This window comes from Peptoniphilus sp. HMSC062D09 (genome assembly GCF_001811425.1).
GTDB lineage: Bacteria > Bacillota > Clostridia > Tissierellales > Peptoniphilaceae > Peptoniphilus_A.
This window is the reverse complement of record NZ_KV804706.1, coordinates 1-18572: the sequence shown is the minus strand read 5'-3', so window position 1 is coordinate 18572 and position 18572 is coordinate 1. Positions and strand designations below refer to the sequence as shown.

Genomic DNA, 18572 nt, shown 5'->3' with positions numbered 1-18572 from the left:
TTTTCAATTTTATTTTACAACTATATTTACAATCTTATTTGGAATATAAATTTTCTTTACAACTTTCTTTCCTTCAGTGTTTTTTGCAAAAAGTTCATCCTTTTCTGCAACTTCAAAGGCTTCTTCTTGTGATGCATCTCTTACAATTTTAACTGTATATCTAACCTTGCCATTAAATTGAACTGGGATTTCAATTTCATCGTCAATAGTCATTTTTTCGTCGTACTTAGGCCAAACTTGTTCAGAAAGAATTCCACCTAAGTCGCAGGCTTGCCACAATTCTTCTGTTATATGTGGAGCAACTGGATTTAATAAAATTAAGAAAGTTCTAAAATCTTCTTTTGTGATTTTTCCAGCAGAACTAAATTCATTTGAAAGTGTCATAAGTTGTGCAATGGCTGTATTTGCCTTTAAGTTTGCATAATCTTCAGTGACTTTTTTAATAGTCTTGTGGATTTCAGATGCTAAATCTTCTGTGTATTCATTGCCATCAACAACTAGGCTTTGTAAATTCCAAACTCTTTCTAAGAATCTTCTACAGCCCTTAACGCCGTTTTCTGACCATGGAACTGGCTTTTCAAAGTCACCAATAAACATTTCATAGCATCTTAATGTATCGGCACCATAGTCTCTTACAATGTCATCTGGATTTACAACATTGCCTCTTGATTTAGACATTTTTTCGTTGTTGCCACCAAGAATCATGCCGTGAGATGTTCTCTTTTGATAAGGTTCTTTAGTTGGAACTACTCCAATGTCATACAAGAATTTGTGCCAAAATCTTGAATATAATAAGTGAAGTGTAGTATGTTCCATTCCACCATTGTACCAGTCTACAGGAGTCCAATATTCAAGGGCTTCTTTGCTTGCAAGCTCTTTATCATTGTGTGGGTCAGTGTATCTCAAGAAGTACCAAGATGAACCAGCCCATTGTGGCATTGTATCAGTTTCTCTTTTTGCAGGTCCACCACACTTTGGACAAGTTGTATTAACCCAATCAGTCATCTTAGCAAGTGGTGATTCACCAGAATCTGTTGGCTCATAATTTTCAACATCTGGAAGTAAAAGTGGAAGTTCTTCTTCTGGAAGAGCGACATAACCACATTTTTCGCAGTGAACTATTGGAATTGGTTCTCCCCAATATCTTTGTCTTGAGAATACCCAGTCCCTTAACTTATAATTTATCTTTCTGTCGCCGAGCTTATTTTCTTCAAGATAGTTAATCATCTTAGCAATGGCATCCTTAACTTCAAGACCATTTAAAATTCCTGAATTAATCATTTTGCCTGTAGAAGTTTCAGTGTTTGCCTTTTCACTTACATCTGAACCTTCAATTACTGGAATGATTTCTAAGGAAAACTTCTTGGCAAATTCGTAGTCACGGTCGTCATGAGCAGGAACTGCCATGATTGCCCCAGTTCCGTAAGTCATAAGAACATAATCTGAGATCCAAATTGGTATTTCTTTATTTGTAAGAGGATTTATTGCCTTAATTCCCTTAATTTCTACACCAGTTTTGTTCTTTTCCAGTTCAGTTCTTTCGAATTCACTTTTCTTAGCGCATTCTTTTTTATAAGCATTTATTTCATCTAAATTTTCAATTTTATCTGCGTGGTTTTCAATTAATGGATGTTCAGGCGCAATTACCATATAAGTTGCACCGTAAATTGTATCTGGTCTAGTAGTGAAAACTTCAAGCTTTTCATCATAATCCTTTAGTGAGAAGTTTATGCTTGCCCCTTCACTTCTTCCAATCCAATTTTTTTGTTGTGTTACAACTCTTTCTATGAAGTCTAAATCGTCAAGGTCATTAATAAGTCTATCTGCATATTCAGTGATTTTTAACATCCATTGGCTCTTAACTCTTCTTACAACTTCTTCGCCACATCTTTCACATTTGCCACCTACAACTTCTTCGTTAGAAAGTCCAACTTTGCAGGAAGGACACCAGTTTATTGGCATTTCTTTTTTGTAGGCAAGTCCATGTTTATATAATTGTAAGAAAATCCATTGTGTCCACTTGTAATATTCTGGATCAGTTGTGTTAATTTCTCTTGACCAGTCAAAGGAAAATCCAATTGACTTTAATTGTTCCTTAAAGTGAGCAATGTTATTTTTTGTAACTATAGCAGGGTGAATTTTATTTTTTATTGCATAATTTTCAGTTGGAAGACCAAAGGCATCCCAGCCCATTGGATATAGAACATTGTATCCTTGCATTCTCTTCATTCTAGAAATAATATCAAGAGCTGTATAAGGTCTTGGATGTCCTACATGAAGTCCTTGTCCAGATGGATAAGGGAACTCTACAAGGGCGTAGAATTTTTCTTTGTCAGAATTATTTTCACAAACAAAAGATTCATGTTCATCCCAAAAGTCTTGCCACTTTTTTTCTATTTCACTTGGTGTATATTTATTCATATTATCTCCTAAAATTCAGCATTTCCAACAGTTCTTGGGAATGGAATCACATCTCTAATGTTCTTCATTCCAGTTATATACATAACAGCTCTTTCAAAGCCTAGTCCGTAACCTGAGTGGACTACAGAGCCATATCTTCTAAGATCAAGATACCAGTCGTAAGTATCCATATTCATGCCAATATTTTTCATTTTTTCTTCAAGGACATCAAGTCTGTGTTCCCTTTGGCTTCCTCCAATGATTTCACCAACTCCAGGTACTAGAAGGTCCATTGCTGCAACGGTTTTTTTGTCTTCATTTTCATACATATAGAAGGCTTTTATTTCCTTTGGATAATCTGTTACAAAAACTGGTTTTTTGAAAACTTCTTCTGTTATATATCTTTCGTGTTCAGTTTGAAGGTCAATCCCCCAACTTACTGGATAGTTAAATTCTCTGTCAGCTTTTTCAAGAATTTCAATAGCTTCTGTGTAAGTTATTCTTGCAAATTCATTTTCAACTACATTGTGAAGTCTTTCTAATAGACCCTTGTCGATGAAGTTGTTAAAGAATTCCATTTCTTGTGGTGCATTTTCAAGTACATATGAAATGATGTACTTTAACATTTCTTCTGAAATGTCCATGTTTACATTTAAGTCTGCAAAGGCCATTTCCGGTTCAATCATCCAAAATTCAGCAGCGTGTCTTTGTGTATTAGAATTTTCGGCTCTAAATGTAGGTCCAAAAGTGTAAATATTTTTGAAGGCTTCTGCAAAGGCTTCAGCTTCAAGTTGACCTGATACAGTTAGGTGAGTCATTTTGTTGAAGAAGTCCTTAGAATAATCAACTTCTGTTGGATTTGCCTTTGCTAGTCCAGCAAGGTCAAGAGTTGTAACTTGGAACATTTCTCCTGCGCCTTCAGCATCAGATGTTGTAATTATTGGAGCGTGAACATAAACAAATCCCTTTTCTTGGAAAAATTTGTGAATTGCATAGGCAATTAGTGACCTAACTCTAAAAACAGCATTAAAAGTGTTTGCTCTTGGACGAAGATGGGCTATTGTCCTCAAATATTCCATTGTATGTCTCTTCTTTTGAAGAGGATAAGATGGGTCAGATGAACAAATTGCAACAATTTTATTTGCTTGTAGTTCAAAGGATTGATTTTTTCCTGGTGACTTAACAATCTTTCCAGTAACTTCTAGTGATGAAGAAATTGGATATTTTTCAATTTCATCAAAATTATCTAGTTCCTTGCCATAAACTACTTGAATTGGCTTAAAAGCTGTTCCATCTGTGAGCTCAATAAAGCCAAAATTTTTTGAAGCTCTACTTGTCTTTATCCAACCACTTAATACTATTTCTTTATCTAAAAAATCTTCTGGATTTTTAAAAATATCTCTAATGCTAATTGACATAATTCCTCCTAATTTGTATTCCTTACATAATGTTTAAGTATATAATTAAATCCCACATTTGTCAATTTTACTCACTTCAAAGTGTCAAGGTAGTTCTTAATATTTTTTTCGTAGCCAATATCTTTGGGTTCATAATATTTTTTGCCAAGAAAATTATCTGGCATGTACTTTTGGTCTACATAAGAGCCTTCATAATTGTGGGGATATAAATATTTTTCATCAGTTTCATTTTGAGGGTTGTGTTTATCCCTAATGTTCTTTGGTATATTTATATTATTTTCATTTTTCACATCTTCCAGAGCCTTATTTATTCCAAGGTAGGATGCATTTGATTTTTCTGAAGATGCAAGGTAGGTTACCATTTGTGCCAAAATTATTCTCGCTTCTGGCATTCCAACTGCATTAATGCTGTTAAAGCAAGCTGAAGCCATGACCATTGCCTGAGGATTTGCATTTCCCACATCTTCTGATGCAAAAATCATAAGCCTTCTTGCTATAAATTTTATGTCTTCTCCACCTTCAAGCATCTTGGCAAGATATATTAGGGCTGCATCAGGATCAGACCCCCTCATAGACTTTATAAAAGCAGAGATTGTGTCATAATGCTCGTTATTATCCTTGTCGTACTTTATATTTTTAATCAAAAGCGAATTTGCAATTACATTTTCGTCTACAAAAATTTTTCCACCAACTTCATCAGTGGATAAAATTGCAATTTCTAAACTGTTTAATAAATACCTTCCATCTCCATTGGAATTTTTGATGAGAATTTTTTTGGCAAGATCTGTAATCTCTACATTTTTATTGCCAAAGCCTCTTTCCTTGTCACTTATTGCCATGTCAAGCATTTTATAGAGGTCCTTATCTTCCAGTGGAAGTAAATTTATAATTTGCATCCTAGATAAGAGGGCTCTATTGACTTCAAAGTAGGGATTTTCTGTTGTGGCTCCAATTAAAGTAATGACTCCTCTTTCCACAAAGGGCAGAAGGGCATCTTGCTGAGTCTTATTAAACCTATGAATCTCGTCAATAAAAACAATAGTAGAGATGTTGTGAAACTTCATTGAGTCTTCAGCTTTTTTCAAAACTTCACGAAGCTCTTTTAAGTTTGAAGTGACAGCAGAAAGTTTTATAAAACTTTTATTTGTGGTCTTTGCAATTATTTCTGCCAAAGTTGTCTTTCCAACTCCAGGCGGTCCATAAAATAAAATAGAAGAAAGTCTGTCGCTCTTTATTAGCCTTGACAGATATTTCCCCTGACCAATTACATGGTCTTGACCCACAAATTCATCTAAATTTCTCGGTCTCATCCTGTCGGCAAGGGGCGCTTCTCTCCTTAAATTTTTTTGCATGCTAAGTTCGAATAAATCCATTTTAATTCTTCTTTTTTACAAAATTTTCAAGCTCGTCTACAAAGGATTGGAGATCTTTAAATTCCCTATAAACTGATGCAAATCTAACATAGGAAACTTCATCTAAGTCCTTTAGCTCGTCCATTACCATTTCCCCAATTTCAAGAGAAGTTATTTCTCTTCTCATGGAGTTTTCTATTTTCTTTTCAATGTTGTTAACTGCTTCTTCAATTTCATCAGCAGACACAGGTCTCTTTTCGCAGGACTTTATCATTCCTCTAACGATCTTGTCGCGATCAAAGGCTTGCCTGTTGCCATCTTCTTTTATAACCATAACTGGAGATTGTTCAATTTTTTCATAAGTTGTAAATCTTTTTTGACATTTTAAACACTCACGCCTTCTTCTTATTGTATAACCTTCATCAGTAGGTCTAGTGTCTAAAACTTTTGAATCATCATATCCGCAGAAGGGACATTTCATAGTCTTCACCTCATTTAAATAAGGTCCCTTGGAACCTTTGAATTAATAATATCACTTAAAAATCTTTTAATCAATTAATCATAGATAGCTGAGCAATAAAAAAACCGAACACAGGGTGCTCGGTCTAAAAAAATTCATTTTTATGAAATACTTTGTGCAATATTTAAGAAAATTGTGATAAAAATTGAATTTGTAATATCAATTGCAAAAGCTCCTACCATTGGTAGAATGAAGTATGCTCTTGGTGATGGACCAAATCTTTCAGTGATTGAATCCATGTTAGCAAGGGCGTTATAAGTTGCACCCATACCAAATCCACAAATACCACCAGAGAGTACTGCTGCATCATAATTTTTACCCATTGCCCAATAAGTTACAAAGTAAGCAAATAGTGCCATAAATAAAGTTTGTGCAAATAAAATTATAAGCATATGTCCTGCAACATCTTTTAAGTCAAGTAAGTTGATGTCAATTAATGCCATTACCAAGAATACATTTAGTCCAACATCTCCGCAAATTGAATTGGCTCTTTGGTTAACCATTAAAGGTCCCTTTTTACCAATAGTGTTTACGAAAATACCTGCAATAATCATTGATGTTACATAAGCTGGTAAGTTTAATTCCTTGCCCATGATAGATACATGAGTTCTAATAAATTCTTGTAAGATAGCTCCTAAGCCTACAGATACAAAAATTAATCCAAGAACTTTTATGAAGTCCCCTGCTTGAAGAGGAACTACTCTTTCATAGCCTTCTCCTGCATTGTTTTCTTCAAGATGTTCTAGCACATCGTCAAGATTAGATGCATCCTTTTTGTTTCCAGATAGATTGTGTTTTCTAATAAGAGTTGAACCTATAGGTCCACCAATTAGGGAACCCATAATTACACCAAATGTTGCAGCTGCAAGAGCAAAAGTCTTTGCGTTATCTAAACCTAGCTTAGCAAAAGTACCTCCCCAAGCACCTGCTGAACCATGTCCGCCTACCATTGTAACTGAACCACATACTAGTCCAAGTAATGGATTTTCTGAAAGAGCCTTAGCAAGTACAATACCAATTGTATTTTGTCCTAAAACTAAAATTGCTGATATTAACCAGAAAATTAAGAATCCCTTTCCACCCTTTTTCAAAGTGTCAAGGTCTGCCCCAACACCTATTGCTGTAAAGAATACCATCATAAATGGGTTTTGTAGAGCTTGATCAAATTCAAAAGTTGCTATGCCACCAACTTGTAATAAAAATCTTATTATTGCAAATAAAAATCCGCCAATTACTGGTGCTGGCACACAAAACTTTTGAAAGAAACTAATCTTTTGTCTTAAAAACTTGCCTATGTAGTAAACTATTATAGCAAAGCCTACCGTTTGCATTAAATTGAATGATATGTTCATCTTTAAAAAATTCCCCCTTTTTTTTCTAGCAGATTATATTATAACAAAAATTTTTTAAATAAAAAGTAGTCTTGAAAATTTTTACTACTTGTTTAACTTTTATTTATTAATTTTAAAATTTAAAGAAAAAAATATATTTTTTTGTATCAATTAGTAACTGTTTTATCCTTCTAAACTAATAAAATATACATTTTTATTAATTACTATTTTTAAATAAAATTTTTTAAAAACTAAAAAATTTTTATAAAAACGATTTTCTTCTAGTCATCGCTGTAAACTTTTAAAGATATAAATTAAAAAAGGACATTGTCTCCAATGTCCAATTCGTTATATTATGAAATTACAAAATTATTTTCTGTTAATTCTCAAGAAAGAAGGAATTTTAAGTTCTCCATTGTCTTCTTCATCGTCTTCGCCAATTGTTCCAATAGGAGTTCCTGGCATTTCAACTTTCTTTTCTTTTTTATCTTTCTTTTCGTCTTTGTATTGATCAAATTCAGTTGCAATAACTGTAATCTTAACTTCATCCTTAAGTGATTCGTCAATTCCTGCACCGAAGATAATATTTGCATCTTCAGATACACAGTCCCTAATTAAATCAGCTGCTTCATTAACTTCAAATATACCAAGGTCTGATCCTGCAGTGATATTTAATAGAACAGATTTTGCTCCTTCAATAGAAGTTTCTAGTAGAGGAGAATTAATTGCAAGTTTAGCTGCTTCTGTAGCTCTTTCATCACCTGATGCGCGGCCAATACCCATGTGAGCAATGCCCTTATCATACATAATTGTCTTAACATCGGCAAAGTCAAGGTTAATTAAGTTTGGTACAGAAATTAAATCTGAAATACCTTGAATACCTTGTTTTAAAATGTCGTCTGCCATTTCAAAAGCTTGTGAGAAGCTAGTCTTCTTGTCTGAAATGCTTAGAAGTCTGTCATTTGGAATTATAACTAGAGTATCAACTTTTCCCTTTAGAGAATTTATTCCTATTTCGGCAGATTTTGCTCTTTTTCTACCTTCAAATGTAAATGGTTTTGTAACAACGCCAACTGTAAGTAGACCTAATTCTTTAGCAACATCAGCTATAACAGGAGCTGCACCAGTACCAGTACCTCCACCCATTCCTGCAGTGATAAATACCATATCGGCACCTTCAAGAGCTTCTCTAATTTCATCAATTGATTCTTCTGCTGCTTGTTCTCCTACTTCAGGATTTGCGCCTGCTCCAAGACCCTTAGTAATTTTTTCACCAAGTTGAATTTTGTTTTCTGCAAGTGAATTTTTAAGTGCTTGCTTATCAGTGTTAAATACTAAAAATTCTACACCCTTTACACCAGCGCTAATCATTCTATTGACAGCATTATTTCCGCCGCCACCAACGCCAACTACTTTAATTTTGGCAAATTCGTCTTGGTCCATATCGAATTCCAACATAAACATCCTCCTCATATACTATTTGATTGTTTTTATATTCATTACTATTATTTTATAGAAATACTTGTAAATAGTCAATATATAAAGGTCATTTGCTGACTTTTATTTGAATTTTTACTAATTTTTTTCCTTTTCCCTATAACTTTTTTCCTTATTTTCAGAATTATAATCATCTTTTTTGTTTTTATTATTATTTTTGCTTTTGCTTTCTTCGCCATCTGTTATTAAAATTGGGCTTTCACCCTTTTCCATTTGAATAATAATGGCATTTTTGTCGGTTTTCTTTATGTCATCTAAAATTAATGATAACATCCTTAATTTATAGGCAGTATTGCTATAGGAGCCAAACTCAATTTTTATTCCGCCAACTGTGGTAAAGGTTGCTATTGAGTCTAAAAGTTCAATATCTCTTATGTTTCCACGAAGAGAGTATTCATCTTTTTTTAATTCAAGGAGAAGATCTCTCTTCTCTTCATCTTCTTTGTTGGTCAAAATATAATTTCCAGCCTTGGGGTCATCTGCATTAAAGCCTGATAAATTAACTAAATTGTCGGATTTTTTCTTAGAATTTTTTATAATTCTAAAATCTTCATCTACAATAAGATAATCATTGGACTCAATTTGATAGTAGGGCGTTCTCTCAGTAACATTCAATTTCACATTTCCAGTGATGCTATAGGATATTTTGGCATCATTTATGTAAGGAATGGACTTTATTTTTTCTAGCCTATCCTTTTTTGAAATGACAAAATACTTGCCTCCCCTATTAAGACCTGCAACCTTTTTTATTGTGGCACTGGATACATTTTTATTTCCATCAATTGTAACATTTTTTATTTTAAATAGATTAGAATTTTTCAGTGCAAAAATTAATAAAAAAATGAAGGAAAAAAATATAAAAAACCTAATAAAAATCCTAAAATATTTTCTTTTCTTATTCAGTTTTCTTTTTTTCTTTTCCTGCTTTTTCATAAAATCACTTTAAAATTATATCAACTATTTTTTTAACTGCATCTGGGCTTGCCAACTTCTTAGAGTTTTCTGCCATTAATTTTCTTTCCTCATCGTTATTTAATATTTTTTCTATTGCCTTTAAAAGACTTTCTCCCTTTAGATTTTCTTCTTCAATAACTGAACTTGCACCCATATTGCTATAGCTCATGGCATTGTAGTATTGATGATTTCCTGCAGTGTAAGCCTTTGGTATTAGAATTGATGCTATACCAATCGCAGAAATCTCTGCCAAGGTCATGGCTGATGAAGATGCGATTACTAGATCTGCACTAGAGAGATAGTCATAAACTTTATGGGTGTAGTCTAAAATTTCTACACCTTCAGGAACTTCACCAAGTTTTTCCATAAAGTAATCATAGTGATCTCTTCCAGTTACATGAGTGAGCTTAAAGGGAAGTTTTTCCTTTTTATTTAAAATTTCTAAAATTGCATCATTAGTGGATTCTTGTCCACCACTTCCCCCAAAGGAAAATACAAATTTTTCATAGTCACCTATTTTTAATTCATCTCTTGATTTTTTTCTGTCAAGGTGAGAAAAAACATCTCTAATTGGATTTCCTGTAAAAATAATATTTTCATTGCTTAAATATTTTTTAGCTTCCATGAAATTTATAAAGACATAGTCTGCCTTTTTTGCCAAAATTTTATTAGTTTTTCCTGGATAAGCATTCTGCTCTTGGATTGCCGTCTTAATCTTTTTTTGTTGTGCCTTAAAAACAATTGGCGCACAAACATAGCCACCAGTTCCAATTACAATATCTGGCTTAAAGTCATCTAAAATTTTTGTGCACTGTTTCAAACCCTTCATCAAATTGTAAAAAGTTATAACAGTGTCCTTATTTAGTTTTTTTCTTGGAAGTCCAGAAATATCAATTCCCTCAAAATCAAAATTATATTTCTTTGCAAGCTCTTCCTCTAGGGAATTTTTCTTGCCCACATATAAAATTTTTGCCTCTTTGTCTTGTTTTTTTATTTCTTCCCCAATGGCAAGGGCAGGATAAATGTGCCCTCCAGTTCCGCCACCAGATAAAATATATTTCATATAGTGCCTTCTTTCGAAATTTTAAGTAAAATTGCCGTAGATGCAATTGCCATTACCAGTGCAGTTCCCCCATAGGATATAAATGGCAGCGTAATTCCCGTAACGGGAAGGAGTTTTGCACATACTCCCATGTTGAAAAATGCCTGTATGCCAACGTAGGTTGTCATGCCAATTGCTGTAAATTTATCAAAATAATTTGTCGCCTTATAGGCAATCATATAACCTCTATAAATATAAACTATAAAAAGTAAGATAATTATAAAAGTTCCAATAAAACCAAACTCTTCTGCAAAAACTGAAAAAATAAAGTCAGTGTATGCTTCAGGAAGGTTCGTGTATTTTTGACGGGACCTAAAAAGCCCAACGCCTGAATATCCTCCAAGGGCAAAGGCATAAAGTGATTGTCTAGCTTGGTATAAGTCTCTGGACTGATAATCTGTTGAGTCAGATACAAAGCCCAAAATTCTCTTTATCCTAAATTCATTATCTGGATCCTTTAAAATTAAATATATAAAGATAATACCCAAGACCACCAGAAACAGAAACTGCTTCTTGTCTATTCCGGCAGCTAATAGGATGGCAAATAGAGACACTCCAATTACTACTGCAGTAGAAAAGTCCTTGATCATAATCGGTCCTACTGATACACCCATTATAGCAACTGCAGTGATAAAAGTCCTGGCTTCTTTAAGTGTGTAAATATTTTTGGATAGATATTTTGACAAAAATACAATTGAAGTTAATTTAAGTAGGTCTGAAGGTTGAAACTTTAAAGGAATAACTTTAAGGTCAATCCACCTAGCTTGCCCTTTTTTGGCTGAACCCAGTGGAGTCCAAAGTAATAAAACTAATATAACACTTAAAATAAAAAGCCAAGTAATATTTTTATATATTACTCCTCTTGGCACCCTAATTATAAAGACCATGGCAATAATTCCCAGGATAAGGAATACTCCCTGCCTAATTAGATAGTGGAAACTATTTAAATTGTATTTTTTTGCAGTGGGAAAAGATGCTGATGTTACTGCTATTAAACCAATTACTATTAAAAGAATCATGGTAATTAAAAGCACTAAATCCACATCTTTCATGTCCCTTTTTAGTTTCATCTATACCAACTCTCTAACTAAATCTTTAAAGTGTCTTCCTCTCACTTCATAATCACTGTACATGTCCCAGGATGCACATGCAGGAGATAAAAGTACATCATCTCCACTAGAAGATAATTTCTTTGCAAGTTCAACAGCCTTGTTTAAATCCTTTACAATATAAAATTCAACCTCTGATTTTTTGCAAGAATTTGAAAATTTTTCTGCAGTTTCACCAAATAAAATTACTGTTTTTAATTTATTTTTAGATTTTTCAATTAAATCATCAAAGCTTGCGCCCTTATCATAGCCACCTGCTATAAGGATTACATCCCCATCCATGGCTGCAACTGCAACTTCAGTTGAGTCAGGGTTAGTTCCCTTGGAGTCGTTGTAATATTTTACTCCACCTAATTCTCTTACAAACTCAATTCTGTGTTCAACGCCAGTAAAGGATATAATGCTCGTTTTTATAGTTTCTGTATCAATATTTAAAAGTTTGCTTGCAATAATGGCAGCCATAATATTTTTAATATTATGATCTCCAGGGATTTTTATTTCCTTGACATCTAAAATTTCTTCTGTATTTTCGCCGTCATTAAAATAAATTTTTCCCTTATCAAGGAAGGCTCCTCTTTCAGAAATTTTTTCCATTGAAAAATAGTATTTTTTGCCCTTTAAATTATAATTTTCAGCAAGTTCCTTATTTTCATAATTTAAAATTGCAAAGTCATCTTCATCTTGATTGGCAAAAATTTTAAATTTTGCGTCAACATAATTTTGAGTAGTCTTGTGCCAGTCTAGGTGGTCACTTGTAACATAAGTTAAAAGTGCAATATGTGGCTTAAATAATTTTGTGTGCTCCAATTGGAAGGATGAAGCTTCAATAACTACATAGTTATCACTTTTTGCTTCTTCAGTTATTTCTAAGATACCCTTACCTATATTACCAACGACAAAGGTTTTTGACTTTCTTCTTAAAATATCGCCAATAATTGTAGTGGTTGTTGTTTTTCCATTTGTACCAGTTACTGCAACTACATTGTTTGTTTTTAAATTTCTGTAGCTTAGTTCAATATCTGAAATAATTTCTATATTTTTTTCTCTAGCCTTTACTAAAAGTTCGTGGAAGGGATAAATTCCTGGACTTTTAACTATTAAATCAATTTTATCTAAATCTTCTTCCTTAAAAATTATAAAATCTTCGTCCACATTTAACTTTTGAAGATCTAAATTGCTGTCGTAAATAAAAATTTTGCAGGGAAATTCCTTTAAAAATTTTAAAGTTGCCTTTCCCGTTACGCCAAAACCCATTATAAGAATATTTTTGTTTTCTAACATGTCTATCACCTAAAATAAAATTAAATATGCAATTATACAAAGTATAAATTCAACTAATGAAAATACTGCAACTACCTTTTTCTCATGCCAACCCTTTTGTTCAAAATGATGGTGAAGTGGTGACATGAGAAATACTCTCTTTCCCCTGGTCTTAAAGCTTACTACTTGGATAATTACTGAGAGTGTTTCTATAAAATATATTCCACCTGCTATAGGAAGAATTAAGGGCACATTTAAGAGAAGGGCAATTGCAGAAATTGCTCCACCCAGTGCCAGAGACCCTGTGTCTCCCATAAAAACCTTGGCTGGATACTTGTTGAAGACCAAAAATCCCATTAAGGCACCTGCAAGTGCCAAGCAGAAGGCTGCTATTTCGTATCTTTGAAACTTTACAGCAACTACATTAAAAAATAATAAACAAATAATTGTAACGCTAGTTGAAAGTCCATCTAAGCCATCAGTTAAATTTACTGAATTTACAGTTCCTACAATTACAAAAATTATAAAGGGAACATAAAAAACTCCAATAGATCTGTAATCTTTTAAGAAGGGAATGTATAGGTCTGTCCCCATATTTTTCGAATTATATTGATAAATTATTAAGATTACTGCAGTAATAATTTGTAAGAGAAGTTTTTGGTAGGCACGAAGACCTAGATTTCTCTTCTTCACAACCTTTATATAATCGTCAATGAAGCCTACTGCTCCAAAGGCTAGTGTTGAGAAAAGTATCATTAAGACAGATACTTTAAAGTTTCCAGTGACTAAAGTTGTGATTATTGCAGAAGCTAAAAATATAAGTCCACCAATAGTTGGTGTGCCACTTTTTTTCATGTGACTTTGGGGCCCATCTTCTCTTATACTTTGACCTGCGTGCAATCTTTTTAACATAGGAATAAAAATTCTCCCAAAAATCAGTGAGAAAATTAATCCCAACAATACATTTACAATATAATTCATATTACTTCCGTCCTAGTCCTTTTTTCTTTTTCCTTTATCTGAATTTTCATTATTATTTGATTTGTTCTTTGTATCCTTATTATTTTTTAAAGATTTTTTCTTTTTACTAGAGCTTTCTTCCTTTAAGTTTTTATTATTTGCCTTGACACTATTATTAGCCTGAGAATCTTCTTCATCTAAAAGATCTTCATCCTTTATTTTTGTGTAATTAATAGTAATAGTCGCATCGTCACTTATTTTTTTGCCAGCTCTAGGACTTTGTGATATAAAGTCGCCATTTCCTTTGATATTATACTCTATATTCATAGAATTTAAAATAGATATAGTTTCTTTTCTAGTCTTTCTCGATAGGTCAGGCATGACTAAAATACCGCTATCTCTATCATTAATAGCAAGATCCACTATGGAGTCTTTTAATACATAAGAAGATGGTGATGGATTTTGATTTAAGACCACAGAATAATTTTCCACTCCATGGGCATTGGTGTTAAATCTAAGTCCAGATTTAAGTAAAATTTTTCCTGCATCTTCTAAGAGTAATCCTTCTACATTAGGAACTGATACAAAGTCTTCCTTTTCATCAACTTCTTCAGTTTTTTGAATCTTCATATAATTTAAAGACTTGCTTAAAATTTCTTGAACAACTGGTGCAGCTACAGCTCCGCCTAGGATTCCATCCTTAGGATTGTTTATAACTACAAGTACAGTTAGCCTTGGGTCATTAAGCGGTGCAACCGCCACGAAGGATGAATTGTAGGCATCTAAGTAGCCAGTAGTTGTGGCAATATTTGCGGTACCAGACTTGCCCCCTACTTGATAACCAGGAACTTGTGCAAGCTTTCCTGTTCCATTATCCACAACTCTTTTCATCATGTACTTCATCTTGTCAGAAGTTTCTCCAGAAATCACTCTTCTTCTAAGTTCAGTTCTCTTCTTTTCAATAACATTTCCGTTTGCATCAACTAATTCTTTTACCAGTGTTGGCTTATTTAAAAATCCACCATTGGAAATTGCACTTACTGCATTTATTAGTTGAAGTGGAGAAACTGCAATTGAGTGACCATAGGACATTGTGGCAAGTTTTACCTTTCCTATACCATCAGCAGATGCTGGTATAAGGCCTAAGGACTCACCATAAAGTTCTATGCCAGTTTTTCTTCCAAAGCCAAAGGCCTTAATGTATTTTAAAAACTTCTCTGGACCCAAATCTTGACCAACTTGAATCATAGTCATGTTACAGGACTCTTCTATTGCCTTGGCAAGACTTTTCATTCCCCTAGTATGACTTGTACAAGATAGTCTTCTGTCCCCTACCTTCATGACGCCTTGGCAAGAATATTGGGAATCAGGTTGAGCAGTGTTCTCTTCAATGGCAGCTGCTGCAGTTATAAGTTTAAAAGTAGAACCTGGCTCATACTGATCGTTTACATTGAAGTCTCTCCAGTTGTCATACAAGATCTCCATCTTCTCGTCATCGTCTAAATTTTTCCATTCCTTTTCCTGTTTTTCATTAATAGGAGCTCTTGGATCATTTAGATTGTAGTCTTCCTTAGTTGTCATTGCCAAAATTTCACCAGTCATAGTGTCTTGCACTATTACCGATACCTTGTCTGCTTTATTCTCTTTCTTTGCATTTTCTGCAGCTGTTTCTGCAAACTGTTGAATATTAGAATCGATGGACAAAACTACAGAGTAGCCTTCCTTAGGTGCATAAGTTTCTTCATCAGTTAGCGGAATTTTATTTTGTGCGTTGTCCTTTAAGGAAACATTTTTGCCAGAAATTCCAGCAAGTTCTTCATCGTAACTTGCTTCTATTCCGTATTGACCAACATTTTCATCATTAGTAAAACCAATGATGTAAGAGGCGAGGTTGTTAAAGGGATAGAGTCTTCTTGTAACATCGTCAATTGAAATTGGCAACAAGTTGTATTTTAAATTCTTCTTTTTACCTTGATTTTCTTTTACAGTTTCTGCTCTCAAATCCTTTAACTGCATGGCCTTAGTTCTATCAATATTAGTAGCCACTCTCACAACCTTGTCGCCCTGCATAAGGTCTTTTATTTCGTCAAATTCTATACCAGTTATTTCTGATATAGTCTCTGCATCTTCATCATAAATTTTTTCTTTTCTATCTTTAAAGTCCTTATCACTTTCTTCTCTACCCTGCTTAAAATAATCCATGTTGTAATAAACATTGCACTTAGTAATGTTTACAGCCATCTCTTTATTGTTTCTGTCGTAAATTATTCCACGATTAGAATTTATTACTTCAGTCCTAGTAAGTTGGTTTAAGGCAGCAATAGTTAATTCTTCTGATTGGACAATTTGTATGTACAAAAGCTTAGCTATTAGTACCACAAATAAAAAAGCTAGAAAGATAAAAAATATAAATATGAATCTATTGGCATGATCAGTGTGCCTTGTAAATCCACCTTTCTTTTTCTTATCTCTAGCTTTAAATTTATTATTTTTCAATTATATCCTCCTAATCTCTTGTAAAGGATCTGAGGACTGAGACAATGGGACTTAAGAAAACATTGTAATTAATATCTCCAAGCTTCTTTTCTTCCCCAGAATCAATATAAACTATTTGGTCTTCAGAAGGATAGACCATGCCAAGTTTATACATAGCTTCTTCAGCAATTTGTGCTGAAGATTTTACAGCTTTTATCTCACCTACAAGAGTTATCTTAGTTTTATTTAATTCATCAATTTCAGCCTTTTGCTTTAAAATTTCTCTATCTAGTCCTGCTATTTGTGAATACAAAATCAAAATTGCAGCAAATATAATTATAACAATTGCCAAAGTAAAAATAAAAGGCTTATTACTTAAAAGTTGATTCTTATATCTATTATAACTTTTATTTGAAATTTTAGTTAATCTTTTTACCATTTTACACCTCTAATTTTTCGGCAATTCGCAGTTTTGCTGAGTGTGATCTGTTATTTTCCCTTAATTCCTCTTCACTTGCAGTAATTGGTTTTCTCGTGATAATTTTTATTTCCCTCTTCTTATTGCAGGTGCATATTGGAGAAGTAGGTGGACATATACAGTCCTTTTCCAAATATTTAAAGGAATTTTTTACAATTCTATCTTCAAGGGAATGAAAAGTGATAATTGCAATTCTTCCACCAGGATTTAATCTGTGGACAAATTTATCTATAGAATTATTAAGAACATCAAGTTCCTTATTTACTTCAATCCTTAGGGCTTGGAAAGTTCTCTTGGCAGGATGAGGACCATTTCTCCTCGCACCAGCAGGAATAGCATTTTTTATTATTTCAACAAGTTCAAAAGTTGTATCAATTTTTTTATTTTTTCTCTCTTGGACAATAAATTTAGAAATTCTTGAAGCCCATTTTTCTTCGCCGTATTCCCTAATAATTTCTGCGATTTCATCTTCACTATATGTATTTACAATGTCCTTGGCAGAAATTTCTAGACTCTTATCCATTCTCATATCAAGTGGTGCCTCAAACCTATAGGAAAACCCTCTCTCTGGATTGTCAAATTGATAGGATGAAACGCCTATATCAAGTAGGACTCCGTCAATCTTTTCAATACCAAGCTCATCTAGTGCTTTTTCAAAGTCTATGTAATTTAAATTAAAGTATTCTACATTTTTAAATCCAGAAAGTCTCTCTCTTGCAGCCTTAAGTGCCTCTTGGTCTTGATCTATGCCAATTAAAAGTCCAGTGCCATCAAGTTTTTTTAGGATTTCGTAACTGTGACCTGCTCCTCCAAGGGTCCCGTCGAGATAAATTTTTCCCTTTCTAACATTTAATCCTTCAATTGTTTCATTTAAAAGGACGCTTTTATGTGAAAAATCCATTATATTCCCAACTCCGACATCTTTTCAGCAAGTTCTTCATAAGAAAGTGCTTCCTCTTCATTATATCTATTCCAATTCTCTTCAGACCAAACTTCTGCACGATTGGAAAGACCTATAATTACGCATTTATCTTCAAGATTTGCATAATCTCTTAAGTTTTCTGCTATAAGGACTCTCCCCTGCTTGTCTAATACACAATCTACTGCGCCAGAGAAAAATGTTCTTACAAAGGAACGAACAGCTTTATTAGTCATTGGAAGCTCTTTTAATTTGTTTTCAATCTTCTCCCATTGGTCCTTTGGATATAAAAATAGGCAGTCGTCTAAACCCTTCGTCATTACAAATACAGAAAGGTCCTCTCTAAACTTTGATGGAATTGTAATTCTGCCCTTTGGGTCTAGGTTATGTCTAAATTCGCCTATTAACATTTTATTCTCCACTTTATTCCACTTATATGGATTTTTATGCCACTTCGCTCCACTTAAGTTAATTTTACTACATAAAGTCGCCATTTTCTACTCTTTTAATTAGTTTTTAAAAATGAGGACTAATGGCACTAATTTTTATTTTATGTAGAAAATTGTTTTATTATAAAAACATTTTTCTTCTGCTTTAAAATTTTTTTAGAATTTAATAATTTAAAAATAAAAAAATTTTTATGATTATTTTTTATAATTAGAAAATAAAAAAATCACAAAAATAATTTTTAAAAATATTTTTTAAAAAATTCTCTTTTTCCCCTAAAAATAATTGTAAAAATGAGCATAAAAAAATCGACTATCTCTATGAACTGACCCCCAAAAGTTGGACTAACA

Annotated in this window: 15 protein-coding genes; all 15 read right to left on the bottom strand. The window is 33.1% G+C overall.

Annotated elements, in window-relative coordinates; genetic code table 11:
- Nucleotides 1-9: 9 nt before the first annotated feature.
- Nucleotides 10-2421: a leucine--tRNA ligase gene (gene leuS, locus HMPREF2801_RS04045; protein WP_070610672.1), complete on the bottom strand. Its 2412-nt coding sequence runs from the start codon at nt 2419-2421 to the stop codon at nt 10-12.
- Between the two features lie 8 nt (nt 2422-2429).
- Nucleotides 2430-3818 (bottom strand): asparagine--tRNA ligase, encoded by a 1389-nt coding sequence (gene asnS, locus HMPREF2801_RS04040; protein ID WP_070610671.1) that lies wholly within the window; start codon nt 3816-3818, stop codon nt 2430-2432.
- A gap of 71 nt (nt 3819-3889) precedes the next feature.
- Entirely contained in the window at nt 3890-5191 is a 1302-nt protein-coding gene (locus HMPREF2801_RS04035; protein WP_070610670.1) for a replication-associated recombination protein A, read from the bottom strand.
- A gap of 1 nt (nt 5192) precedes the next feature.
- Nucleotides 5193-5651, bottom strand: coding sequence for a transcriptional regulator NrdR (gene nrdR / locus HMPREF2801_RS04030; protein ID WP_070610669.1), 459 nt, complete (start codon nt 5649-5651; stop codon nt 5193-5195).
- Between the two features lie 140 nt (nt 5652-5791).
- The gene (gene gltS, locus HMPREF2801_RS04025) at nt 5792-7042 is read right to left on the bottom strand and encodes a sodium/glutamate symporter (RefSeq protein WP_070610668.1); all 1251 of its coding nucleotides are present in this window, start codon (nt 7040-7042) and stop codon (nt 5792-5794) included.
- Nucleotides 7043-7390: 348 nt separating this feature from the next.
- Nucleotides 7391-8479 carry a cell division protein FtsZ gene (gene ftsZ, locus HMPREF2801_RS04020; RefSeq protein ID WP_070610667.1) on the bottom strand — a complete coding sequence of 363 codons (1089 nt, stop codon included), beginning with the start codon at nt 8477-8479 and terminating at the stop codon, nt 7391-7393.
- Between the two features lie 117 nt (nt 8480-8596).
- Complete coding sequence (locus HMPREF2801_RS04015; protein WP_070610666.1) at nt 8597-9451, bottom strand: cell division protein FtsQ/DivIB; 855 nt, start codon at nt 9449-9451, stop codon at nt 8597-8599.
- A 4-nt stretch (nt 9452-9455) separates the two neighbouring features.
- Nucleotides 9456-10535, bottom strand: a complete 1080-nt coding sequence (gene murG, locus HMPREF2801_RS04010; RefSeq protein ID WP_070610665.1) for an undecaprenyldiphospho-muramoylpentapeptide beta-N-acetylglucosaminyltransferase — start codon at nt 10533-10535, stop codon at nt 9456-9458.
- On the bottom strand, nt 10532-11644 hold the full coding sequence (locus HMPREF2801_RS04005; RefSeq protein WP_070610664.1) for an FtsW/RodA/SpoVE family cell cycle protein: 1113 nt from the start codon (nt 11642-11644) through the stop codon (nt 10532-10534). The genes murG and HMPREF2801_RS04005 overlap by 4 nt, the downstream gene beginning before the upstream one ends.
- Nucleotides 11645-12964: a UDP-N-acetylmuramoyl-L-alanine--D-glutamate ligase gene (murD, locus tag HMPREF2801_RS04000; RefSeq protein ID WP_070610663.1), complete on the bottom strand. Its 1320-nt coding sequence runs from the start codon at nt 12962-12964 to the stop codon at nt 11645-11647.
- 9 nt (nt 12965-12973) lie between these two features.
- Nucleotides 12974-13924 carry a phospho-N-acetylmuramoyl-pentapeptide-transferase gene (gene mraY, locus HMPREF2801_RS03995; protein WP_070610662.1) on the bottom strand — a complete coding sequence of 317 codons (951 nt, stop codon included), beginning with the start codon at nt 13922-13924 and terminating at the stop codon, nt 12974-12976.
- A gap of 12 nt (nt 13925-13936) precedes the next feature.
- Nucleotides 13937-16399, bottom strand: a complete 2463-nt coding sequence (locus HMPREF2801_RS03990; RefSeq protein WP_070610661.1) for a penicillin-binding transpeptidase domain-containing protein — start codon at nt 16397-16399, stop codon at nt 13937-13939.
- A 10-nt stretch (nt 16400-16409) separates the two neighbouring features.
- Nucleotides 16410-16817, bottom strand: a complete 408-nt coding sequence (locus tag HMPREF2801_RS03985) for a septum formation initiator family protein (protein WP_070610660.1) — start codon at nt 16815-16817, stop codon at nt 16410-16412.
- A 1-nt stretch (nt 16818) separates the two neighbouring features.
- Entirely contained in the window at nt 16819-17757 is a 939-nt protein-coding gene (gene rsmH, locus HMPREF2801_RS03980; RefSeq protein WP_070610659.1) for a 16S rRNA (cytosine(1402)-N(4))-methyltransferase RsmH, read from the bottom strand.
- Nucleotides 17757-18185 carry a division/cell wall cluster transcriptional repressor MraZ gene (gene mraZ / locus HMPREF2801_RS03975; RefSeq protein WP_019124295.1) on the bottom strand — a complete coding sequence of 143 codons (429 nt, stop codon included), beginning with the start codon at nt 18183-18185 and terminating at the stop codon, nt 17757-17759. Before mraZ ends, rsmH begins: the two co-directional genes overlap by 1 nt.
- Between the last annotated feature and the right edge of the window lie 387 nt (nt 18186-18572).

Excerpts from the sequence above, each read along its gene's own strand:
- leuS (WP_070610672.1), bottom strand. The coding sequence starts at position 2,421 with ATGAATAAATATACACCAAGTGAAATAGAAAAAAAGTGGCAAGACTTT.
- asnS (WP_070610671.1), bottom strand. The coding sequence starts at position 3,818 with ATGTCAATTAGCATTAGAGATATTTTTAAAAATCCAGAAGATTTTTTA.
- HMPREF2801_RS04035 (WP_070610670.1), bottom strand. The coding sequence starts at position 5,191 with ATGGATTTATTCGAACTTAGCATGCAAAAAAATTTAAGGAGAGAAGCG.
- nrdR (WP_070610669.1), bottom strand. The coding sequence starts at position 5,651 with ATGAAATGTCCCTTCTGCGGATATGATGATTCAAAAGTTTTAGACACT.
- gltS (WP_070610668.1), bottom strand. The coding sequence starts at position 7,042 with ATGAACATATCATTCAATTTAATGCAAACGGTAGGCTTTGCTATAATA.
- ftsZ (WP_070610667.1), bottom strand. The coding sequence starts at position 8,479 with ATGTTGGAATTCGATATGGACCAAGACGAATTTGCCAAAATTAAAGTA.
- HMPREF2801_RS04015 (WP_070610666.1), bottom strand. The coding sequence starts at position 9,451 with ATGAAAAAGCAGGAAAAGAAAAAAAGAAAACTGAATAAGAAAAGAAAA.
- murG (WP_070610665.1), bottom strand. The coding sequence starts at position 10,535 with ATGAAATATATTTTATCTGGTGGCGGAACTGGAGGGCACATTTATCCT.
- HMPREF2801_RS04005 (WP_070610664.1), bottom strand. The coding sequence starts at position 11,644 with ATGAAACTAAAAAGGGACATGAAAGATGTGGATTTAGTGCTTTTAATT.
- murD (WP_070610663.1), bottom strand. The coding sequence starts at position 12,964 with ATGTTAGAAAACAAAAATATTCTTATAATGGGTTTTGGCGTAACGGGA.
- mraY (WP_070610662.1), bottom strand. The coding sequence starts at position 13,924 with ATGAATTATATTGTAAATGTATTGTTGGGATTAATTTTCTCACTGATT.
- HMPREF2801_RS03985 (WP_070610660.1), bottom strand. The coding sequence starts at position 16,817 with ATGGTAAAAAGATTAACTAAAATTTCAAATAAAAGTTATAATAGATAT.
- rsmH (WP_070610659.1), bottom strand. The coding sequence starts at position 17,757 with ATGGATTTTTCACATAAAAGCGTCCTTTTAAATGAAACAATTGAAGGA.
- mraZ (WP_019124295.1), bottom strand. The coding sequence starts at position 18,185 with ATGTTAATAGGCGAATTTAGACATAACCTAGACCCAAAGGGCAGAATT.